18 protein-coding genes are annotated in these 20,302 nt (G+C 48.2%); 4 read left to right on the forward strand and 14 right to left on the reverse strand.

Features of this window, described 5'->3' with window-relative positions; all coding sequences use genetic code 11:
- Positions 1-325: 325 nt before the first annotated feature.
- From DW830_RS04620 to DW830_RS04650, 9 genes are all read right to left on the reverse strand, one after another.
- Entirely contained in the window at positions 326-760 is a 435-nt protein-coding gene (locus DW830_RS04620) for an N-acetylmuramoyl-L-alanine amidase (RefSeq protein ID WP_119249063.1), read from the reverse strand.
- A 68-nt stretch (positions 761-828) separates the two neighbouring features.
- Positions 829-924: a smalltalk protein gene (locus DW830_RS15790; protein ID WP_153096108.1), complete on the reverse strand. Its 96-nt coding sequence runs from the start codon at positions 922-924 to the stop codon at positions 829-831.
- 243 nt (positions 925-1,167) lie between these two features.
- Positions 1,168-1,467, reverse strand: a complete 300-nt coding sequence (locus tag DW830_RS16325; RefSeq protein ID WP_233544378.1) for a hypothetical protein — start codon at positions 1,465-1,467, stop codon at positions 1,168-1,170.
- A complete protein-coding gene (locus tag DW830_RS16330) occupies positions 1,443-1,760 on the reverse strand; it encodes a hypothetical protein (RefSeq protein ID WP_233544379.1) in 318 nt (105 codons plus the stop codon). The genes DW830_RS16325 and DW830_RS16330 overlap by 25 nt, the downstream gene beginning before the upstream one ends.
- Positions 1,761-1,881: 121 nt before the next feature.
- Positions 1,882-2,154, reverse strand: a complete 273-nt coding sequence (locus tag DW830_RS04630) for a DUF4248 domain-containing protein (protein ID WP_233544380.1) — start codon at positions 2,152-2,154, stop codon at positions 1,882-1,884.
- 258 nt (positions 2,155-2,412) lie between these two features.
- Positions 2,413-2,673, reverse strand: a complete 261-nt coding sequence (locus DW830_RS04635) for a hypothetical protein (protein ID WP_119249064.1) — start codon at positions 2,671-2,673, stop codon at positions 2,413-2,415.
- Positions 2,674-2,729: 56 nt separating this feature from the next.
- Entirely contained in the window at positions 2,730-4,535 is a 1,806-nt protein-coding gene (locus tag DW830_RS04640) for a VapE domain-containing protein (protein WP_119249065.1), read from the reverse strand.
- 718 nt (positions 4,536-5,253) lie between these two features.
- A complete protein-coding gene (locus tag DW830_RS04645; RefSeq protein WP_119249114.1) occupies positions 5,254-8,406 on the reverse strand; it encodes an efflux RND transporter permease subunit in 3,153 nt (1,050 codons plus the stop codon).
- Positions 8,407-8,424: 18 nt separating this feature from the next.
- Complete coding sequence (locus DW830_RS04650) at positions 8,425-9,522, reverse strand: efflux RND transporter periplasmic adaptor subunit (RefSeq protein ID WP_119249066.1); 1,098 nt, start codon at positions 9,520-9,522, stop codon at positions 8,425-8,427.
- A gap of 151 nt (positions 9,523-9,673) precedes the next feature.
- On the opposite strand from DW830_RS04650, the gene DW830_RS04655 reads away from it, so the two are divergent.
- The 3 genes from DW830_RS04655 (at position 9,674) to DW830_RS04665 (ending at position 12,095) form a co-directional block, all read left to right on the forward strand.
- Complete coding sequence (locus tag DW830_RS04655) at positions 9,674-10,600, forward strand: glycoside hydrolase family 27 protein (protein WP_410524484.1); 927 nt, start codon at positions 9,674-9,676, stop codon at positions 10,598-10,600.
- The gene (locus DW830_RS17265; RefSeq protein ID WP_410524485.1) at positions 10,525-10,893 is read left to right on the forward strand and encodes an alpha-galactosidase; all 369 of its coding nucleotides are present in this window, start codon (positions 10,525-10,527) and stop codon (positions 10,891-10,893) included. The genes DW830_RS04655 and DW830_RS17265 overlap by 76 nt, the downstream gene beginning before the upstream one ends.
- Positions 10,894-11,150: 257 nt before the next feature.
- A complete protein-coding gene (locus tag DW830_RS04665; protein WP_119249068.1) occupies positions 11,151-12,095 on the forward strand; it encodes a hypothetical protein in 945 nt (314 codons plus the stop codon).
- A gap of 109 nt (positions 12,096-12,204) precedes the next feature.
- On the opposite strand, the gene DW830_RS04670 is transcribed toward DW830_RS04665, so the two are convergent.
- The 5 genes from DW830_RS04670 to DW830_RS04690 all read right to left on the reverse strand — a co-directional run bounded on the left by DW830_RS04670 (position 12,205) and on the right by DW830_RS04690 (position 18,791).
- Positions 12,205-12,828, reverse strand: coding sequence for an AbgT family transporter (locus tag DW830_RS04670; RefSeq protein ID WP_233544381.1), 624 nt, complete (start codon positions 12,826-12,828; stop codon positions 12,205-12,207).
- A complete protein-coding gene (locus DW830_RS04675; RefSeq protein WP_119249069.1) occupies positions 12,818-13,543 on the reverse strand; it encodes a DUF5932 domain-containing protein in 726 nt (241 codons plus the stop codon). The genes DW830_RS04670 and DW830_RS04675 overlap by 11 nt, the downstream gene beginning before the upstream one ends.
- 2 nt (positions 13,544-13,545) lie before the next feature.
- Complete coding sequence (locus tag DW830_RS04680; protein WP_119249070.1) at positions 13,546-16,962, reverse strand: DUF5112 domain-containing protein; 3,417 nt, start codon at positions 16,960-16,962, stop codon at positions 13,546-13,548.
- A 112-nt stretch (positions 16,963-17,074) separates the two neighbouring features.
- On the reverse strand, positions 17,075-17,746 hold the full coding sequence (locus tag DW830_RS04685) for a bifunctional 4-hydroxy-2-oxoglutarate aldolase/2-dehydro-3-deoxy-phosphogluconate aldolase (RefSeq protein ID WP_119249071.1): 672 nt from the start codon (positions 17,744-17,746) through the stop codon (positions 17,075-17,077).
- A gap of 22 nt (positions 17,747-17,768) precedes the next feature.
- Positions 17,769-18,791 (reverse strand): sugar kinase, encoded by a 1,023-nt coding sequence (locus tag DW830_RS04690; RefSeq protein WP_119249072.1) that lies wholly within the window; start codon positions 18,789-18,791, stop codon positions 17,769-17,771.
- Positions 18,792-19,177: 386 nt separating this feature from the next.
- Between DW830_RS04690 and DW830_RS04695 the strand changes: the two genes are divergently transcribed.
- Positions 19,178-20,242 (forward strand): LacI family DNA-binding transcriptional regulator, encoded by a 1,065-nt coding sequence (locus DW830_RS04695; protein ID WP_119249073.1) that lies wholly within the window; start codon positions 19,178-19,180, stop codon positions 20,240-20,242.
- Positions 20,243-20,302 lie beyond the last annotated feature (60 nt).

Consider the following 20,302-nt stretch of genomic DNA (forward strand, 5'->3'; position numbering starts at 1 on the left):
ATCCCAAGGTGGAATCTATGGTTTGAGCTAAAAGAGCATCAAATTGCTCCATAATAGAAAAAATTCCTCCAAAAGGAGTGAGTTTCTCAGATTTTATTTGTATCTTTGCATGTCATATTAGAGTTTTGCTTGTCTTCTTTTCGCAACACTAAGGTAAGTGAAAATTCTGACATGGCAAAATCCTGGGCAACTTTTTGTTGCTCAGGCACTTATAAATAATATTAAACTATAGTGTTGCGGAATTAAGGTATACGAAAAAGCCCCAACCTTATGCGGGAACATAAGATTGGGGGAGAAAATGAATGTATGAGATGAGAACGGAAAATTATATGTGGAAATGGATGTTGGTGAGCCACTTCTTGACATCAAAACATGGACACTCCTTGTGGACACCGGGGAGATCTCTGTGGCCTAGGATCTCGGCTTCAGGATAGTCGGTACAGAGACTCTTCAGAAGCTCTCTCATCGCAGCCTTTTGGGCTGGCGTGCGGGTGTCGGCAGGACGACCATTGGCATCCAGACCACCCTCGTAACAGATGCCGATGCTGTGGGCGTTGTAATGACGGGCATGAGCGCCAGGCTCCGACTCCGGACGGCACGGATAAATCACTCCGTCTTTCGTGATGTAATAGTGATAACCGATGTCACGGAAACCACGTGCTAAATGACACGCCTCCAATTCGCCTACCGTGAAGTCCTGGGTGACTCGTGTGGCACTGCAGTGGATGACGATTAAATTGATCTTTCTGTTCTTGTTCATAGGCAACTCTTGTTAATGAATACTGAATACTGATTACAGAATACTGATTACTGATGATGGATTCATTCCTATCCCTTGCAGCTCTGCACGCAGACGGCAGAAGCAATGGCGGTAAGTACTGTGATGATAAGATTGATGATCTTCTTGATGGTTTCTTTTCTCATGGTCTGATGATTTACTAAAACTTGATTTACTAAAACTTGATTTACTAAAACTTGATTTACTAAAACTTGATTCAACTGAAATGTTCATAACTAGGGAGATATCCTAAAAAGGAAGCCCTATCACCCAGACACCCGTTCAGAGCTTGCTTTTGATGATTGTTGCAGATGATTCCTGCCTCTTGATGCTCTCGGAATGCCCCTGACGCCATACGGCTCCCTTCTTTCAGATTTTACTATTCTCGGCTACAGACTTACGTTGTCGTCGCCGCCTCCATCTGTCGTTCCGCTATCCGTGGTTCCACCGCCACCCTGCTGGGTGTTATCGGTGTTGCCACCGCCGCCTTCAGTCTGGCTGCCACCACCTCCGGTAGTCTGGCTGCCACCACCTGATGGATTATCCTTGCCGGTATCATCCGGATTTCCTGGATTCTCCGTTACAGGAGCTGCCAGATTGATGAGCTTGATCGTGGTGTCAAGATTCTCGGTCTTGAGCTCGCCAGTGGCTCTGGCTCTCAACTTCAACCCCAGGATGTACTTCGCCACGTTGTAGTTCTCCTTGTAGGTGCACCGCCCTTCACCTTCAGTCCGAGGGAGAAAATGGCGATGTCGGCAAACTTCACATTCTTGCCCAAGAGGAGCAACTCCTTGGTGCAGGCAGCTGCATCGGTCAGCATACCGAGGATGGCGCCCTTGCTGTAAGGGGTGTTGTGGCTAGCCATGTGAGCGGCGAGCTCTTCGAGTCCGATGGTCTCATCGGATACTACTCGTGGAAACCATTTGCCGCAAGCTTCGGCAATCTTCTGGTTCGTGTTCTGGTATAAGACAATTCTGATCATAACGTTTAAATGGTTAAATTATTAAAGTTAATCGGCGCTGCGCATTGCCCGTGGTTCTTTCTGAATCACAATGCAAAGATACAACATTCAGAATCCGCCATTCACGGTTTCTCACGTTTACTCACGGTTTCTCACTGATTTTCACGTCTTTTTCTGAAGATAAGCCCGGAAGGATGAATTTCTTCCTATGGCTCGCCCAGATAGTCGAAGATATGGCTACCTGTATCGGGCTGAATTCCTTCGACCATTTGGTGTAGCCGCTCTTCACCAGAACATCGTGGAGAGGCTTGCAGCGGTTGATCCATCTTCTGAGATGGGCACTTGCCACTTCGGGAGTGGCATCAGGGAAATACTCAAGAGCTAACTCTTGCTTGGAATAACATTTCTGTTCCATATTGATTGAAATTTAAAAGTGACTTGTTTACGATGCCTAAGTGACTTACTTACGAGCCGTAAGTGACTTGCTTAGGATGCCTGAGTGACTTACTTAGGATGCTGGAGTGACTTACTTCCGGGTGACAGGGTGACACCGGTGACAGGCTTTTCCAGAAATCTCTCTCACGTAGGCGGGCGGGAGGCTTTCTGGAAAATTTTCCTGCCTGCCCGCGTGAGGAAAGTTTTAGAAAACAGGTGTCACCGCCGTCACCCGTCATCAGAATGGAAGATTGCTGCTGGCATCGATTCCCTGGGAAATCTGATAGTTTCTGATCTCTTCTGCCGTACGGATGATGGCGATGAAACCACGACTGTGCTTGGTGCGTAACCTGTTGAATCCCAGGTCGCTGAATGCCTTGCTGATCTTCTGGCTGCTCAGCTTCTGAGTGATGTTGCAGCCGATGATCTGCATCGCTCGGGCTACGGACACAAACTCCCCTGTCTCTCCCTCCGAAGGCTTCCGGAAGTAGAGATCCACCAGTTCCTGTTCGAGGCGTGGCGTCTCGAATTTACTGTTGTGCCGGTTCTGCCGCTCTATCTCTTCATCCGTAAACCAGTAGCGGTAGCCGCTCTTGTAGAGGCGTAAGCCTGGGCATAGATGCCGGGATGATTGAAGGGATGCAGGCGAGGGGAGACGATGCTCTCTACCTCGAAAGGCAGCCAGCGGCGGGTACCCGTAGGATCGTTCAGAAACTCGGGATTGTTGCCCGTACCGCAGAAGCTATTGATATGCTTGCGCTGCTCGGCATAGTGGGCATAGGCGGCTCGCTCGTTGATATACTGCATCGTCACCGCAGCCTTCAGCTGGTTCATCTCCGAGGCAGACATCGTATCCAGCTCCTCGCAGCAGATGAGGGCGTACTGCGAGAGGGCGATGAGATCATCCTTCGTCATTCGCTTGGCATTGGTCTTCGTGTAGAAGTACTGCTTCAGCTCCGGCGGAAGGAGATGGTTGAACCAGGTGGTCTTGTTGGCACCCTGTCTTCCGATATAGACCAGGATGACATTGTTGACCGCCTCTTCGTCCAGCCAACCTGCAATCATTGCCACGAGCCACTTTTTCAGGCATTCCTCGAAGCTCAGCACGGAGCTGTCGGTATCCTTTACCTTCACGGTGGCAGCGAGTCCGGCGATGTAGTCCTTGTCGCCCTCCTTCCAGGGCGGGAGATGGGCGAAATAATCCTCGAAGGGATTGAATACGGGCGTATAATCGCTCTCGATGATATTGCGCATATCCAACTTGTTTACTTTCGCCGTGAGCGACATCTTGGTCCAGAGCGAGTTGACATGTCGGTCGAGGAGTATCTGCCATTTTGGCGGTTTGTCGGAAGCGGCGGAAGGTGATGCGCCTTCTGGGATTTCCTGGAACTCGTATCGCTGGGTGATGAGATTGTATCGGAGACGGATATGCTCATCGAGAAAAATTCTGATTTCCTCAACCGATGCGAAGCGGTTGTCACTGCCGCCGTTTCCACCGCCTCCACCACCACCTCCTGATGCCTTTCTGCTGGCACCGGGGGTGTTGTCGTAGCACGACTTAATGACCTGTTCCACATCATTATACTCAGGGAACTTCAGGAGAGCCCACTTCAGTACATCGGCATGGGCATAGCGCTTTCTGGCGAGCATATAGCCCGCCCGCATCACATATTTGTTGTGATTGTGCGGCTCGTAAATAATATTGTCGGCTGCGAGTTTCGGTTTGATGATTTGCTCGTAGTAGGTGTTGATGCGGTCCTGTTTCTTCAGCTGCTGATTCTTCTTCGTTGCCTCAGTATGAAATTTTGAAATTTCCTCGGCGGTGAAGGGTTTGGCACAGGATTTGTAGTATGCATCGGGATCGTAGGCGAGTCCGCTGAGCCGATTGACGTTCTTGCACTGGAAGTCGGCTTCTTTGCCAATGAGCTGCTGATAGTAGTCATTGCCCTTGGCGAAGGCAGCGGGGTAGTCATCTCCCTCATAGGGATAGATGACTCGGATACCATTTCCGCTCATCGTGATGTAGCAGAGCAGGGTATGCGGATCGTCGCAGAGTTTCTGTTTCAGGGCGTTGAGAGCTGTGATGTCGGGAGGCACCTCGGGGAAGAGCTCATCGAAATCTACGAGAGATAGGTGGGTGAGTTCCCGGATGTTGTCCTGACCTTTGCCTCCTTCGAGGTAGCAGGCTGGGGCGAAGAGGGGTGCATCCGCCTTAAAGGTTTTTTTGCCTGTTTGACGGTAAGACTGGGTGAGGAACATGAGTTTCTTATCGGTTTTCATGAATGAAACCAGGCTTTCGAGGTCTCCCTGTATGGGAGTCTTGCTGGTCATGTTTGCGAATTGTGATACTTTTTTCTTCATTTTATCATCTGCTATTGTTGGTAAAGCGGATTGTTCCGTTTACATGATTTAGTGAAAGGAGTTGGGGATAGGCAGTATCTCGCTGGTTTCATATCGCAAAGTTACAAAAAAGGATAGAAATGTTGATTCCCATAGTGGGAATTTTCAAGTATATTTTTTTAAATATTTTAAATTATTTTAATCATGTTTCATAGTAAAATTGACATTGACATGCATTTATTTGGCAAAACATTGTGCAAGATCATGCATGACAATGAGATTAACTGCGCAGATTTCGCAGCCAGCATTCAGCTGGGTCCAAAGTATCTTGCGGGAGTCTGAAAAGGTGAGGAAGTGTATAACCATGGTATTTATGTGAGAATCGTGGATGGGCTGAAAGGCTTTCCTTTGAAAGAGGATTATAAGTATATTAGAAAGAAACTTATCCGTGCTTCGTTTGGGGATGAGGTATAAAATAAAAGAACGCAAGCCCGCTAGGCGTTCCGCCGGATTTGAAATCCGGCGTCAAAAAATGTCCTTACCTATTTAGGCTCTGCGGATTTGCAATCCGCAGCAAAGGAGTATGCTTTTCCTTTTGTTGGGGGATTGCAAATCCCCCGGTTTTAATAGGTCGAACCTTTTTCTACGGCGGATTGCAAATCCGCCGGGACGCCTAGCGGTAGGTCTCCAAATCTGCGTAATCTGCGAAATCTGCGTGACCTAAAAAAATACTTACTGCTTATTCACAGGATGTCTTTTTCCTCAAGCTATACTTTCCGTGCTTATCGAATACAATCCAATAGAGCACAGGAAGGATGGTGGCGATGAGCACCATCGAGATGAGGGTTCCGAAGAAGATGACGGCTCCCATCGGAGACCACAATGTGTTGTTCTCTATCATCATCGGTAAAACACCTACAGAGGCGGCAGCCGAGGTGAGGAAGATAGGACGCATACGGCGCTCACCAGCCTGGAAGGCGGCATCTCTTACCGAAAGACCCTTGTCGCGGCGAAGCTCCTCGGCATAGTCGAGCATGATGATACCGTTTCTTACCAGAATACCCATCAGACTCACGACACCCAGAATGCAGGTGATGCTGACATCGAAGCCGGTAATCAGGAGTCCTATCGCTGCACCGAAGATGCAGAGCGACATGGAGGAAAGATTCACCAGAGCCAGGCTGATGCGCTTGAAATGGAAGAGCAGAATGAAGAAGATGATCAATACCGCTATCAGCACTCCCGATATCACCTGTGGCATGGTTTCGCCATCCTTTTCTGCCATACCGCCAATCTCCCAATCCAGATCGGTACCGAGCGGGAGTTTCGATATCTTCTCTTTCAGCTTGTTGGACAACTGGTTGGCATTATAACCTCTCAACGGTTCACCGACGATGGAAATGGTGCGTATGCCATTGCGTCGGACGATGCAGCCATCGTGCCAGTCGGGAGAAATCTTAGCCAGCTGACGGAGCGGCACACTCGATGTTCCGCCCATCACAGGGATGTATTCGTTGGCAAGGTCGCTGTCGTTCTCCGACTTCAGTACCATCTTCACCGGATAATCGCCTTCCCAGAGGGTGGACATCGGAATGCCATCACCAAAATGAATGGCAAGATCGGCAGAGAGCAGCGTCTTGTTCACACCCAGACGATTGGCCTCGGTAGCATCCGGCGTAACCCGGATGCCCGGCAACGGCTCCTCGAAATTGGTACGGATCAGATTGATACCTTCTATCTGATGCATGCAGGCGGCTATCTTCCTGGCGGCTGCCTTCAGATCGCTGATGCTGTCGCCGCTCACTCTTACTTCGATAGGGTAGCTGGCATTGTTGTAATCCATCTGCTTGAAGCGGATGTAGCAATCCGGGAAGTAGTTGGAGTAGCGGTCGGCATATCGGTCGAGTACCTCTTCAGTGGCACCGTTATCTACTGTATTCACGATGAACTGGGCAAAGTTGGGACCGCCAATCTGCGGAGCGTAGGTGGTATGGAAACGGGGTGAACCCTGTCCGATAAACGTGGTTACCGCCGTTACCTGCGAGTCGCGCTGCAGGACGTGAGCCATCGAATCTGCCACCTGTGCAGTTCTATCGGCTGTGGTTCCGTTAGGGAGATAGAACTCCACGGCAAACTGGTTTCTCTCGGCAATAGGCATCATTCGCTGCGGAAGATTCACGAAGATGACGGCACTGATGCTTACCAGTACCACGCCCACGATGAGGGTGATGCGAGGACTGGCGAAACAGTGCTTCAACAGCCAGGTGTAACCCATCTGAAGATAATCGAGCGGCTTCTTCCGGGCGTTGGGGGTAGGCTGACTGCTGATGCCCTGATGAATCACCCTATATTGTAAATAAGGTGTAAGCAGCAGCGAAACTGTGAGCGAGATGCTCAGGATGATGAACATTGCCCAAGGGAACGACTTGACGAAATCGCCCATGTCACCATGCATGGTAAAGAGGAACGGGAAGAAGGTGAGCGAGATGCTGAGCGTGGCGGAGAGTACCGACATGAAGAACTCACGTGGGGCAGCGATGGCTGCGTGCCAGCGCGACATGCCGTGGCCCAGCTTCTCCATATAGTTGTCGATAATGACAACGGAATCATCCACCACCATACCCAGGGTTACGATGAGGGCTGCCAGGGTGACGGTGTTCAGTTCCATACCGAAAAGATAGAAGATGCCCACCGAAGAGAAGATGGTGATCGGGATGCTGAGGGCGGATACCTCTGCCACGCGGCGTGGCATAAGCAGGATGACCACGATGATGACGGAGATGACCGATGTGAGCAGTTCTCGGAGGAAGTTGAGCACTGATTCGCTTACCACCTTGCTCTGGTCGGTGATGGTATTGATATGCACATCTTCGGGCAGGGTCTGCTCAAACTCATCCATCGCCTGGTGAACGTCTTTTCCCATCTTCACGATATCATTGCCCGGTCGCATCTCTATGGAGAGGAGCACGCATTTGTTGCCGTTGCTCTTGATGTATTTGCTCAATTTGGGATATTCTCTCCTGATCTGGGCAATATCCTTCAGGCGCACGATGTTGCCCTTGGGGTCGGAATAGACAATCTGTTCTGCCACATCGCGCTCGTTGTTGTAGGAGTCGGTGATGTGGATGGGCAGGTTGAGGTTGCCCAGCTCCAGGTTTCCACTCATGGTGGTGAAGCCCTGTAGGGCGAGCTGGTTGAGTACCTTGTAGGAACCGATGCCGTATTTAGCCAACTTGTTCTGGTCCAGATAGATACTGATCTGCTCGTTCTCCAGTCCGTAGGTACGGAGGTTGGAGATGGCATCGATGCGGCGCAGGCGGTCCTTCAACCGGTCGATGTAGGTGTTCAGTTCCCGATAGGTTTTCTGCTTGCTTTCCATCGTGATGAGCAGGGCAGAGGTATCGGCGATGTCGTCCACTGCCTGCAGGGCGAGAACGCCTGATGGGAGTGATGCCTTGAAGGCCTGCAGTCCGTGCTTGAACTTGCTCCAGAAGGCATCCCTGTCTTCTACATCATCGTTGAGTTCCAGAAATACGATCAGCATGCCGTCCTTGCTCTGGGTGTAGGTTTTCTTCTTGTTGACCTCCTTGTATCCGAAGATGAAATTCTCCAGCGGTTTTGCCACCCGTTCTTCCACCTCATCGGATGTGGCACCGGGATATACGGCAACGCAGGCACCCTGGCGGATGGTGAATTGCGGCATTTCCTGCTTAGGCATGATGTAGATGCCCAGAATGCCCACGAAAACGAGCATACCCATGAGGAGCATCACGATATTATGGTTGCACATCGCCGATTCGATGAACGAACGCTTGATGATGCGGTTGGGTTTTCTCGTAATGCGAGCCTTGATATGGTCGTGAAGAGCGGTGTCCTTGATATCTTGATTCATATCTTTTCCCTCCACAATTTATCGGTTGTTACTCTTTCCGGTATCCACCATCATACCTTCTGATACCTTCTGCTGACCATTGATGATGACCTGGTCGCCAGTATGAAGTCCCGAGAGAATGATGATGCCATCTCCCTCGAAATCGCCTATGGTTACAGGTTGCTGGTGCGCCTTGCCGTTTACTACGGTCCAAACGAATCGGGAGTTATCTACATCCAATTCAACGCTTTGCGGCGGAACGATGATATGAGCCGGTGCTGCTGCGCTGCCCTGAATCTGGGCATTGCAGACCATACCCGGGAGCAGACGACCCTGTGGATTGGTGATACCCACCTTGATGTCGTAGGTATGTGAGATAGGATTGGCATCGATGCCTTTTTCTGAGATGGTCCCATAGAAGACGGCTCCGGAAAGAGCGGCAACCGTCAGCTTCACCTTATCGCCTACGTGGAGATGCGAGATTTCTGCTTCGGGTACGGATACCTTGGCATTGACCTGAGCCACATTGGCGAGTTTCAGCACGGGCTGACCAGGAAGCACATAGGTTCCCATATCCACATTCTTGGCAGCGATGACGCCAGAAAACGGAGCTGTGAGTGTGGAGTGGGAGAGTTGCTGACGGGCGATGCTTTCGGCAGCCTTCGCCTGTTCCAGTTTACTTTCTATCTCCACCCATTTCATATCCGAGATGGTTCCTGACTGATGGAGGGGCAGGAATCTCCTGTAGGCATCTTCTGCCTGCTTCAGGGTGGTGAGGGTAGCCCGGTGAGCCTCCTTCACGGTAGTAGGGTTGATGGTGGCGAGCAACTGACCTTTGCTGACTCTGTCACCCTCATCTACACGGATGGAAGTGATATTTCCGGCGATTTCGAAACTGAGTGTTGATCCCATCTTTTCCTCGATGGTACCCACATAGTCTTTCGTTCCCCCCAGGTTTGTATTTCCTACAGAGATTGTTTCCACCTTGATATTCTTCTTTTCCATCTTCCTGGCTTTTTCCGTACATCCTGTCAACAGCAGGCAGAATCCCGTAATCATCAGACTGCATCCCATGAATATCAGACAGCTGCTACTGCATTTCATGAGCCATCCTGTCATACTATCTTTCTTTTTCATATCTTCTTCTTTTTGTTATTTTTTTGCAAAGGTATGAAATAATGGCGAATGTAAGGGGAACAAAGTATTAAATATGTTTAAGAACTAACGTTTTTTTAGAAAAAAGATGTACCTTTGCATATTGGAATAAACCATATAATTAAAATTCAATATGAAGAAAATCTTATCTATTGCTTTTGCTGCCTTATTGGCAACATCTTCTTTTGCCCAGAAAAGCGAAACGCTGCTGGAGCGCAACCAATTAGCAAAAACTCCTCCTATGGGATGGATGACATGGAACCTCTTTAAAGGTGACATCAGTGAACAGCTGATCAAGGAAACTGCCGATGCCATGGTAGAACACGGTTTCCGTGATGCCGGTTACGAATACATCTTTATAGATGACTTGTGGCAGGGAGGTCGTGACCGCCATAATAACATCATTCCAGACCCTAAGAAATTCCCGAATGGTATCAAGGCACTTGCCGACTATGTACACTCCAAGGGATTGAAGTTGGGTATCTATTCTGATGCCGCCCAGCTTACCTGCGGTGGATGGACAGCCAGTTATGGTTTCGAGGAGCAGGATGCCCGCACCTTTGCTTCGTGGGGTATCGACTATCTGAAATATGATTACTGCAATGCTCCAGAGGACAGTGCCACAGCCCGTAAACGCTATCATACGATGGCTCAGGCTTTGAGCAAATCGGGTAGAAACATCGTTCTCGGTATCTGTGAATGGGGACAGCGCAACGGCGAAGAATGGTGTGAGCAGGTAGGCGGTTCGCTCTGGAGAACCAGCTATGATGTAAGAGATATGTGGAAAGATATCGTGAAGCAAGGCGGTATGGGTATTCTCGATATCGTGAATATCACAGCACCGCTTGCCAAGGATGTTCGCCACGGACAGTGGCCTGATATGGATATGCTGGTTGTGGGACTGAATGGCAAGGGCGGACCATCCAGTGATCTGGGTGGAGTTGGCTGCAGCTATACTGAGTATCAGACCCAGATGAGTATGTGGTGTATGATGTCATCAGTACTGGCATTGAGCAACGACCTCAGAAAGCTTCTGCTGAGGATAAGCGCATTCTTCTGAACAAGGAAATCATCGCTATTGATCAGGATCCGTTGGGCAAGGCTGCTGAGCGCAAGGTAAATCAGGCTGATCATCAGATTTATGTTCGTCCTTTGGCAAATGGTTCTCATGCCGTTGCCATTCTTAACTGTGGTGATAAAGATAAGTCTATTCAGGCAGATTTCAAGCAGTTGGGCTTAAACGGCAAGTATCTGATAAGAGATGTATGGCAGCATCGCGACATTGCCAAGAAGGCAAACAGATGGAAAGGCACCGTGAAAGCTCACGAAACCAAGGTGTTTGTATTGAAATAAGCTATAAGTTGGGCTCTCTTTCTAAGTATGATGAGAGCCCCTACTTTTTTCTTTTAAGGGACGTTATGATAAATAGTGGTTATGAAAAGCATCGTTTAGGGAAATTCCTCTATCGGTTTAGGGAAAATCCTTACTATACCTCCATAAATCGCCTTATCTTTGCAGCAGAAATCAGAAAGATGACGGAATTGACGATGATTCGGGAATCTGATGGTTTCCTGGAAAATGGAAGTTTAACATATTAATAAGATAAGATTATGAAGAAGTTTATCATAGCACTAGTAGCAATGTTCATGATGACATTCACTTCTGCATCAGCAATGAGTTATGAACAGGCTCGCCAGCAGGCTCTGTTTCTGACAGACAAAATGGCTTACGAGCTGAATCTGACAGATGATCAGTATGAGGCAGCTTATGAGGTGAACCTCGACTATCTGATGGGCGTAGATACCTACGACGATCTCTACGGCATCTATTGGCGCCAGCGTAATCTCGACTTGAGCTATATCCTTCTGGATTGGCAGTATCGCTCATTCTGTGCCGCAAGCTATTTCTACCGTCCTCTTTACTGGGATGGTGGTTACTTCCACTTCGGCATCTATGCACGCTACCCACGCAGAGATTACTTCTTCTTCGGAAGACCTCATTTCTATGCTGTATATCGTGGTGGACACAGCTGGAGAATGAATGGTGGCAGAAGCTGGTATCACGGACGTGAGTTCGGCGGTCCTCGCCCTATCGGTGTTCGTGGGCAGGAACCTAGATTCGGTATGCGCGATGGATTCAACCGTGGCGATTATGGTCGTGGCAAGACGTTCGGTAACCTCAATCGTCAGAGCAGTACAAGAACTACGGTTACACGTGATCATTCTTTCGGCAACAGTCGCCAAAATAATGCTACCTTTGGAAGCGGTGTCCGTGGCGGTGGCTCTTTCGGAGGCAATAACCGAAGCGGATTCGGCAGTGGTTCTACCAACAACAGCCGTTCGTTTAACAATGGTTTTACTCCACGTTCCAGCACTCCAAGCAATGGTTCTTTCGGTGGTCACCGTGGCGGCAATTCGTTGAATAACAGCCGTTCATTCAACAGTGGAAGCCGTTCCTTTGGCGGAGGCAGCAATGGTGCCCGCAGTTCCTTTGGAGGTGGTTCTTCCCGTAGCAAGAGCAATAATGGCGGCGGTTCATTCGGTGGCAGAAGATAGTTAGACCAATTTATCAAACCAAATATATACCAAAAGAAGGGACATTCCAAGTGATTGGGATGCCCCTTTGATTTTTTAGTATGGTGAATTGATGTACTATCAAAGATCATCAAAAAAGATAATCTACAGAACTATATAATTGAATGACAAGTATATAGATGATAAAGAGAGGAGCAGACAGGCGAACCCCATCCGCCATTGCCTCTCCCATTGCCTCAATACTGTTCAGTCTTTGGCTGACTATGCCGAAAGACTGTGCCATGACAATGATCATAAAACAGATATAGGGCAAGATGCTTCTGGAAAAACTGCTGGAGGCATATCCTCCCATCACATTGAGCAGGATGGCATGAGGAATGAGCGTGAGCAACAGCATCACACCGATAAACAGGACGAATTCCAGGCAAACCAACCGCAAGGCATTGCGCTGTCGGTAAACCTTATGATCGTAGTTTAACAAGCCGCTAGCCCGTAACGTTCCCCAGGCAATGCTGATCAGCAACAGCCATACCAGCCAAGGTGACTGCAGGTTGGCGGTGAAAGTGCCGAAGAACCATCGGATACCTTCCGGGCTGAGCAATGACCGGGGAAAGACATCGGGCATAGCGGCAGTGATGAGCCATGAAGCCAGCATCAGTACGATCTGTGCCAGTATCAGCAGGAACATGGCATAACCGGATATCCTGCTGAATGTATGACCGGATATCCTGCTGAATGTATGACTATTCTTCATCAGCCTGCAAATTATCAATATCGATGATGCGTAACTCGCAGGCACGTACCACGAGTCGGGTCGCATTCACGCTCATGCCATTATTTCCATCAGGGAAGAGCTTCTGTACGAGTTCATTCTGCCGTTTTTCCAGACTCTTCACTCCGAATGGCATACCTCGCAGGTTCGTGATCTGCTCCTTGGTATAACCCAGGGCGAGATGGCGGAGGAATCGCTCGTCGTACTCATCAATCTCGTAATTGATCATCGCCTCCTGATGCATCAGCTGGCTTCCTACGCTCTGCTTGAATCTATCAACGATCTTCTGGAGAATCGGCTGGTTGAAAACCAGTTTCTTTCCACTCATGCAGGATGCCACATCACCACGGGTCAGCAATTCTCCGCTCTTGAGGATGATGCCTTCACAGCCTGCATCGAGCACATCCACCCATAACTTTTCGTTGAGAATCTCACCGGTAAAGATCAGGACCTTCACATCAGGATACTGTTCCTTTGTACTACGGCAAATTTCTACTCCAACAGTGGTTGAACCGCCTAAGCCAAGATCAAGCAGTACAAGGTCTGGCTTTTGCTGTTTGATGAGTTTCCAATAAGCGATTTCACTATCCGCAGTGCCGATGATTTCAGCTTCGGGTATGTCGTTCTTGAAGATTCCTTCTGTGCCTTTCAATTCCAGAGGCACATCTTCTACTATAATAACCTTAAAATTGTCCATATCTATGTCTTTAATATTTTTTTAGGTAAAACGATTTCTATCATGAGTTTGCCATCAACTGACGGCTTGGCAAGAATGCCGCAGCCACGCAGGTTGGTTGCCTCCCCTATTTCTCTCACAATCTGGCGTGCCACCAGATATTTCATATCGCTGGTGAGCGGTGTGAAGAGATGTGGATGACGGGTTGCGTCAAATGGAATATCGTGAAGGATATACTGGCAGGTTACATAGGCGGATGCTGAGGTCGCCTCCTGATAAGTGAAGTTCTTCACTCCGCCTGTGATAAGCTTCCTGAGATATGCCAGCAAGTCAGCGTCGCATTTCACGGTTCCTTCCACCTGCTCCATTGCCTGTGCGCTGAGCATCGTGTATATTGCCTTGTAGTAATCCACCAACTCCTGCAGGGAAGTAACATCCTCCGGTGTACTGTCGATAAGCTGTCTGATTCGCGATGGGTAATACATCGTTTCGTGCTTGAGCGTAGAGAGACAGTTGTCGAGTACGGAATTGGCAATGTGCAACTTTCCGTTTTCATACTCTGCACGATGCAGTTCGTCTTCAGCCATTTCTATATTCGTAGCCTCATTCTGCTGCATATCAATGCTTTGCTTCAGTGCCTGCGAGATACGTTCCACCACCTCATTGAGCTGAGGGAAAAGCTGAGCGTTACGTATGTTATTGCTGCCGGATGGAGTCCAGATTCCGGTAATCTGTTTCAGCTTATCCGTGTTGGAATCACCACTGAGCAACACCTTGTTAATGCCATTGATCTTTTCTACGGCATAGCGATAACGGAGGATGTGGCGATAGTATAGCAGATAATATGCCAGTGGCAATTGTAACAGCAGGATAATCAGCAAGACGATGGCTACCGCCTTCGAGTTTTCTGAAGTCTGCATGGTTCTTACGTAGTTATCGAGCGAATTATCCGCACTCCGTTCACGGAAGAGCTGGGTATATACCTTGTTGTTACTATCGTATAGCTCCCATTTGTGAAGCGCCAGCGCTGCCACGGCACTCTCATTGCGGATATCGAGTATGACCTCGTAGTTGGTTGGCAAACTGTCGTGCAGCCAATGGATTTCGGCAGCGGTTCCTTTCATGGGATGTGCCACCATCAGATATTTCCCATCAGGATTCAATGTCAGATAGTATCGGTTGAGATAGCTGCGAGCCGAATCTGCCATAGCCAGGGTCCGCTCGTAGGTACCATTGATATTACTGAAATAGGCACTGTCGGCATAGGATGCTGCTTTTTGCAGCAATCGCGATGTCTGCTTATTGCCCCAGTGCCTGTCAGTTCTGTGCTTGTCAGTTCTGTGCATAGAGGCATTATTCCGGGTGCTTCCCTGTACGGCAGATGGGATATTACAACCTATCAGCATCAAGGCAAACATCAGTATCATTTGCATTTTCCGAATACCGCAAGGCAGTCGGAAAGTGAACTTACTACCCTTTCCCGGCTCACTCTCTGCCTGAATATTACAAGGAGAGAAGAGCGAGCTGATTTTCTTGTACTTATCGATGATACCCTTACAGTTGAGCAAACCGAATCCATGTCCGCCGGTATACGTCCGGTCGAAGATGTGTTCCAGTGTTTTTTCATCCATACCTTTTCCCGTATCTTCTACAGATATTTCTACAAATGCCTGATGGCTCTTGGCGCTTACCACGACCTCACCTCCTGCAGGTGTAAACTTCCTGGCGTTGTCAGCGATGGTGTTAATCATGAATAGTGTCAGCGTACGGTCTGCCTTTACCGTGGCATCCGTAGGTTGTACGGTCAGTTTGACCCCACGCATCTGAAAACTCATTTTTCCTTTGGCTACAATATCGAAAAGTGGCTGGAGCGGGAAACTCTCTATGCGGAGATTGATGGCTCCCTGGCGCATCTGTATCCAATCGGTGAGAATGGAATTATATTGATTGATTTTATCAGTCAACTCTGAGATATAAGTATATCGCTCCTGTTTCACTTCTTCAGGATCATCTCCCTTCATCAGCCTATCTACCTCATGGATCATACGGTCGATAAACGGGGTGATGCTATTGACCAGAGAAAGCTTGGCACGCTGTTCCAGGTTGCGGCGTCTGTTGTCTGATATATGAAGCTGAACCATATTCTTGGCTTCTTCCAATTCTTCATGTTTTTCTGATAACGAATTGATATGCTGCATGTTCTGCTCTTCCCATTCATGTAAAGGTATCAGTAGGGATTCTACAGAACTTTCCTTGGTATTGCGGCGCTTCATTCTGTCGAATACATAGAGCAAGACCACAACCAAGACGATCATAAAGATTACCGCAGCAATCATCGTGTTCAGCTGGACGGCATTGTTGTCCAACTGAGTGGCACGCGCTTCCAGCTGCCTATCCTGTCGGCTCTGCTCCTGCAAGTCGAGGTAAATATTGCGGTTGTAATCGCTTTCCGGCTTATCATCGATGGCAGAATAAACCAGGCTGAGTCTTTCTCGGATAGATGCCACCAGGTCGGGCGCTTGCTGGATGGCCCTGTTCTGGTTGAGTGCCCTGTTCAGACAATCGCCTGCCGATTTATAATCCTTGATCTGCCAATAGCATTCCGCCAGTGTGCGGTATGCTCCTGCCGTCTGGTAAACGTCTCCATATTCAGAAAAGATATTGAGTGCACGTTGCGCAAAGTTACCTGCCAGAAGTTCCAAAGGCATCTGTTCAACATTGAGATACTGGAAAGCCGGAAGATTGTTTTTTACCAGGAAATCGCGCTGTTCCGGATCCTGAATATGTTCGCTGATAGATTGCAGTGCGTTTGCCTGCCAGTATGGATAAGGATTGCTGCCACTTGCCAAAAAGTAGAGGCGAATGAGCATATCAAATTCCGCCTGACAGATTTCCTGTGGGGTGCCATGAGTAATGGCGCCACCAGCTCCCATATTATAAAGATAGTTGAGATATTGTGCCGTATCCTGTTCCAGTTCATCCGGGTCAAGATCAGCCAGCGCATTGAGCATCGGCTTGTCTAGCTGTACATAATAAAAATAGGTGGCAGCTACGATATCAAACTCACTCTTCGCATAAATGGCGCGCTGACGCTCCCGAAGAGGAAGGTTATCTATTTCCTCACCGATTCTGCGCAGTTTACGGATGGCTTTTTCCCTGAAGCTATAAAAATCCTTGTTGCGGGCCTCACGCTGACAGAGTCGCATATTCTGAACGTCGGCAATAAGGAGTTCTATCTGGTTGTCACTGCGTTCGTTTACCTTGTCAAGCCATCGCTTGGCAGTATGGTAATCCATCTTGGCAATAGCCACAAAAGCCAGGTTGTTACAAGCCTCTGCATATCCGGCAGGGTAGTCTTCAGAAAGAGCCAAAGCCTTCTCTGCCAATACTTTAGTGGAATCAAGGTTACGATAGTGAAGCGCATAAGAAAGATAATTCAGCTCATCTACTTCGCCCTTATGCGATGGCGAACAAGCTGAAAAACAAACATCGCCACCATCATACAGATGATGGCGATGTCATAAATATGATGAAATTTTTTATGCATCCTGATTATGCACGTGCCTTAGCAATGTAGCCCAAAGCTTCCTGGCACTTGGCTGTGATGGCAGCCCAATCTGCAGCAGCAACAGTCTCCTTAGGGAAGAGCTTAGAACCCATACCTACACAGAAAACACCCGCCTTGAACCAAGGAGTAAGGTTCTCCTCTGTTGGCTCTACTGCACCTGTTACCATGATGTTGCTCCAACGCAATGGTGCCATTACATTCTTAACGAATGAAGGACCACCTACATTACCTGCAGGGAATACCTTGGTTACATCGCAACCTGCTGCCTGAGCATTGTTGATCTCTGTTACAGAACCACAACCTGGTGAATAAGGCACCAAACGACGGTTACATACAGGAGCAATGTCAGGGTTGAAGTTAGGACCAACGATGAAGTTTGCACCCAACTGGAGATACAAGGAAGCTGTACCAGCGTCAACCACAGTACCAGCACCCAAGATCATTTCAGGGCACTCCTTATCAGCCCATTTTACCAACTCACCGAAAATCTCGTGAGCGAAATCGCCACGGTTGGTGAATTCAAATACGCGAACGCCACCCTCGTAGCATGCCTTGATCACATTCTTGCAGATTTCGATATCTTTATTGAAGAATACAGGAACCATACCAGTCTCTTTCATAGCTGCCATGACCTGCATTTTGCTAAACTTTGCCATCTTCTTGTTTTAATGTTAAATGTTATCGCTGTACACGACCATTAGCGTTACCGCCAGCAAGGCTCTCAACCTCTTCAACAGAAACCAAGTTGAAGTCGCCAGGAATCGTATGCTTCAAAGCAGAAGCAGCAACAGCGAACTCAAGTGCCTCGCCCTGAGTCTCCTTAGTCAAGAGACCGTGGATCAAACCACCAGAGAAAGAGTCACCACCACCCACGCGGTCGATGATAGGGTTGATGTCGTAGTGTTTGCTCTGATAGAACTCCTTACCATCATAGATAAGAGCCTTCCAGCCATTATGAGAAGCAGAAAAAGACTCACGGAGCGTAGAAACGACATACTTGAAGCCGAACTCTTCCATCATACTCTTGAAGATGCCATAGTAACCCTCAGCATCAGTCTTTCCGCCTTCTACGTCAGCATCAGGCTTGAAGCCCAGGCAAAGCTGAGCATCTTCCTCGTTACCGATGCAAACATCAACATACTGCATCAATGGGCGCATCACAGAGATAGCCTTCTCTGATGTCCAGAGCTTCTTGCGGAAGTTGAGGTCAACAGATACTGTTACGCCATGACGCTTAGCTGCCTCACAAGCCAACTTGGTCAATTCTGCAGCCTTGTCGCTGATAGCAGGAGTAATTCCGCTCCAGTGGAACCACTGAGCACCCTCCATAATCTTGTCAAAGTCGAAATCCGAAGGATCAGCCTCTGCGATAGCGCTGTGAGCACGGTCGTAGATAACCTTAGATGGGCGCATAGAAGCACCTGTCTCTGCATAGTAGAGACCTACTCTATCACCACCGCGGGCGATAAACTCAGTATTGACGCCATAACGACGAAGACCATTTACTGCAATCTGGCCAATCTCGTGCTTTGGCAACTTTGATACGAAATATGCATCGTGACCATAGTTAGCAAGGCTAACAGCAACGTTAGCCTCACCACCACCAGGGATGATGCGAAGTGACTCACTCTGGATGAAACGATCGTTGCCTTCTGGTGACAAACGAAGCATAATCTCGCCTAATGTTACAATCTTTGCCATTGTTTGATAGTTTTAATTTCTTTGTTTTTATTGTTTGTTTACTAATAGACAATTTTTTATTGTAGTTGTCCGTAACCGTTGGCAAAAATAGCTATAATTTCTCGAATACCAAAATTTAATCGCAGTTTTTTTCATTTATCGCCCTATTTTTTCGTATTTTTCTCACTTTTTCCCTTTTTTTCTCCTTTTTTTTCGTTTTTTGTGCAAAAAAAGAGCTGTGCATTCGCACAATTCAAAAAAATGTTGTATATTTGCGCCCGAATGCTGACGGTGTGACCGCACACAAACCAGCAGTTCAACAAAACATAGTAAAAAGCACAGTTTGTGCGCACAGTTATTATATAATAATGTACGTGCGATGTGCTCAAACCATAAACTTAAAAACAATGGCCGAAAGAATCAGAATCAAGGATATCGCCGAAAGAGCAGGCGTATCTGTAGGAACAGTGGACCGTGTGCTCCACGACCGCCCGAACGTGTCGAAGCCGGCTCGTGAGAAGGTGGAACAAGCGCTCAAGGAAATGAATTATCAACCTAATATGTATGCCAGTGCATTGGCATACAACAAGGCTTATACTTTTTATCTTCTGATACCGAAGCATGAGTCGGAAGCCTATTGGGAAGAGATAGAAGAAGGTGCAAGGAAGTGCGAAGACCAGCGCCGGGATTTCCATATTGATGTTGAGATTCGATTCTACGAGCGTTCTATTGAGGATTCTTTCAAGGCTGTTTCACAAGAGATTGTTGATGCCAAACCGGAGGGAGTTATCATAGTACCATCATCTCTGGAAGTGACACGTGGTTTTACAGACCAGTTGCATCAGAAGGGTATTCCATTTATCCTGCTCGATTCTTATATGCCAGACTTGCGCCCTCTCTCCTTCTATGGACAGGATTCGTTCTGCTCTGGCTATTTTGCAGCCAAGATGCTGATGATGCTTGCGGGCAATGAGAAAGAGGTGATGCTGATGAGACAGACCAAGGATGGCCATGTGGTCAGCAAGCAGCAGGATAACCGTGAGGTGGGATTCCGTCATTATATGCACGATCATTTCCCACAGATTGTCATCAATGTGCTTGATCTTCCGCTCAATGGAACCCGCAACGAGTACCAGAAGATGATGGCTCAGTACTTTGATGAGCATCCTGCTACCCATCATTGTATAACAATGACATCGAAGGCACATCTCGTGGGAGATTATCTGCTGAAGTCCAATCGCCGTGATGTACAGATCATGGGTTATGATATGGTGGGCAAGAATGCGAAATGTCTGCGCGAAGGCAGCATCTCGTTCCTCATCGCACAGCATGCCTATATGCAGGGCTACTATTGCGTGGATACCCTCTTCCGTGCCATCGTTCTCAAGAAGAAGGTGAATCCGGTGAATTACATGCCTATTGAGCTGCTGATGAAGGAGAATATCGATTTCTACCGCAGAACGCAGATCTAAGCTCGCAACGAGTACAATGGCTATCGAGAGATTTCCATTTTCAAGAATGGAGTAACATTG

Source organism: Prevotella sp. AM34-19LB (genome assembly GCF_003468525.1).
Lineage (GTDB): Bacteria > Bacteroidota > Bacteroidia > Bacteroidales > Bacteroidaceae > Prevotella.

Bases quoted from the DNA above. Each gene is read 5' to 3' on its own strand.
- DW830_RS04620 (WP_119249063.1), bottom strand. From the start codon at position 760: ATGAACAAGAACAGAAAGATCAATTTAATCGTCATCCACTGCAGTGCC.
- DW830_RS04665 (WP_119249068.1), top strand. From the start codon at position 11,151: ATGAAGAAGTTTATCATAGCACTAGTAGCAATGTTCATGATGACATTC.
- DW830_RS04640 (WP_119249065.1), bottom strand. From the start codon at position 4,535: ATGAAGAAAAAAGTATCACAATTCGCAAACATGACCAGCAAGACTCCC.
- DW830_RS04630 (WP_233544380.1), bottom strand. From the start codon at position 2,154: ATGGAACAGAAATGTTATTCCAAGCAAGAGTTAGCTCTTGAGTATTTC.
- DW830_RS04650 (WP_119249066.1), bottom strand. From the start codon at position 9,522: ATGAAAAAGAAAGATAGTATGACAGGATGGCTCATGAAATGCAGTAGC.
- DW830_RS16330 (WP_233544379.1), bottom strand. From the start codon at position 1,760: ATGATCAGAATTGTCTTATACCAGAACACGAACCAGAAGATTGCCGAA.
- DW830_RS04685 (WP_119249071.1), bottom strand. From the start codon at position 17,746: ATGGCAAAGTTTAGCAAAATGCAGGTCATGGCAGCTATGAAAGAGACT.
- DW830_RS15790 (WP_153096108.1), bottom strand. From the start codon at position 924: ATGAGAAAAGAAACCATCAAGAAGATCATCAATCTTATCATCACAGTA.
- DW830_RS04655 (WP_410524484.1), top strand. From the start codon at position 9,674: ATGAAGAAAATCTTATCTATTGCTTTTGCTGCCTTATTGGCAACATCT.
- DW830_RS04690 (WP_119249072.1), bottom strand. From the start codon at position 18,791: ATGGCAAAGATTGTAACATTAGGCGAGATTATGCTTCGTTTGTCACCA.
- DW830_RS04675 (WP_119249069.1), bottom strand. From the start codon at position 13,543: ATGGACAATTTTAAGGTTATTATAGTAGAAGATGTGCCTCTGGAATTG.
- DW830_RS04695 (WP_119249073.1), top strand. From the start codon at position 19,178: ATGGCCGAAAGAATCAGAATCAAGGATATCGCCGAAAGAGCAGGCGTA.
- DW830_RS04645 (WP_119249114.1), bottom strand. From the start codon at position 8,406: ATGAATCAAGATATCAAGGACACCGCTCTTCACGACCATATCAAGGCT.
- DW830_RS04670 (WP_233544381.1), bottom strand. From the start codon at position 12,828: ATGAAGAATAGTCATACATTCAGCAGGATATCCGGTCATACATTCAGC.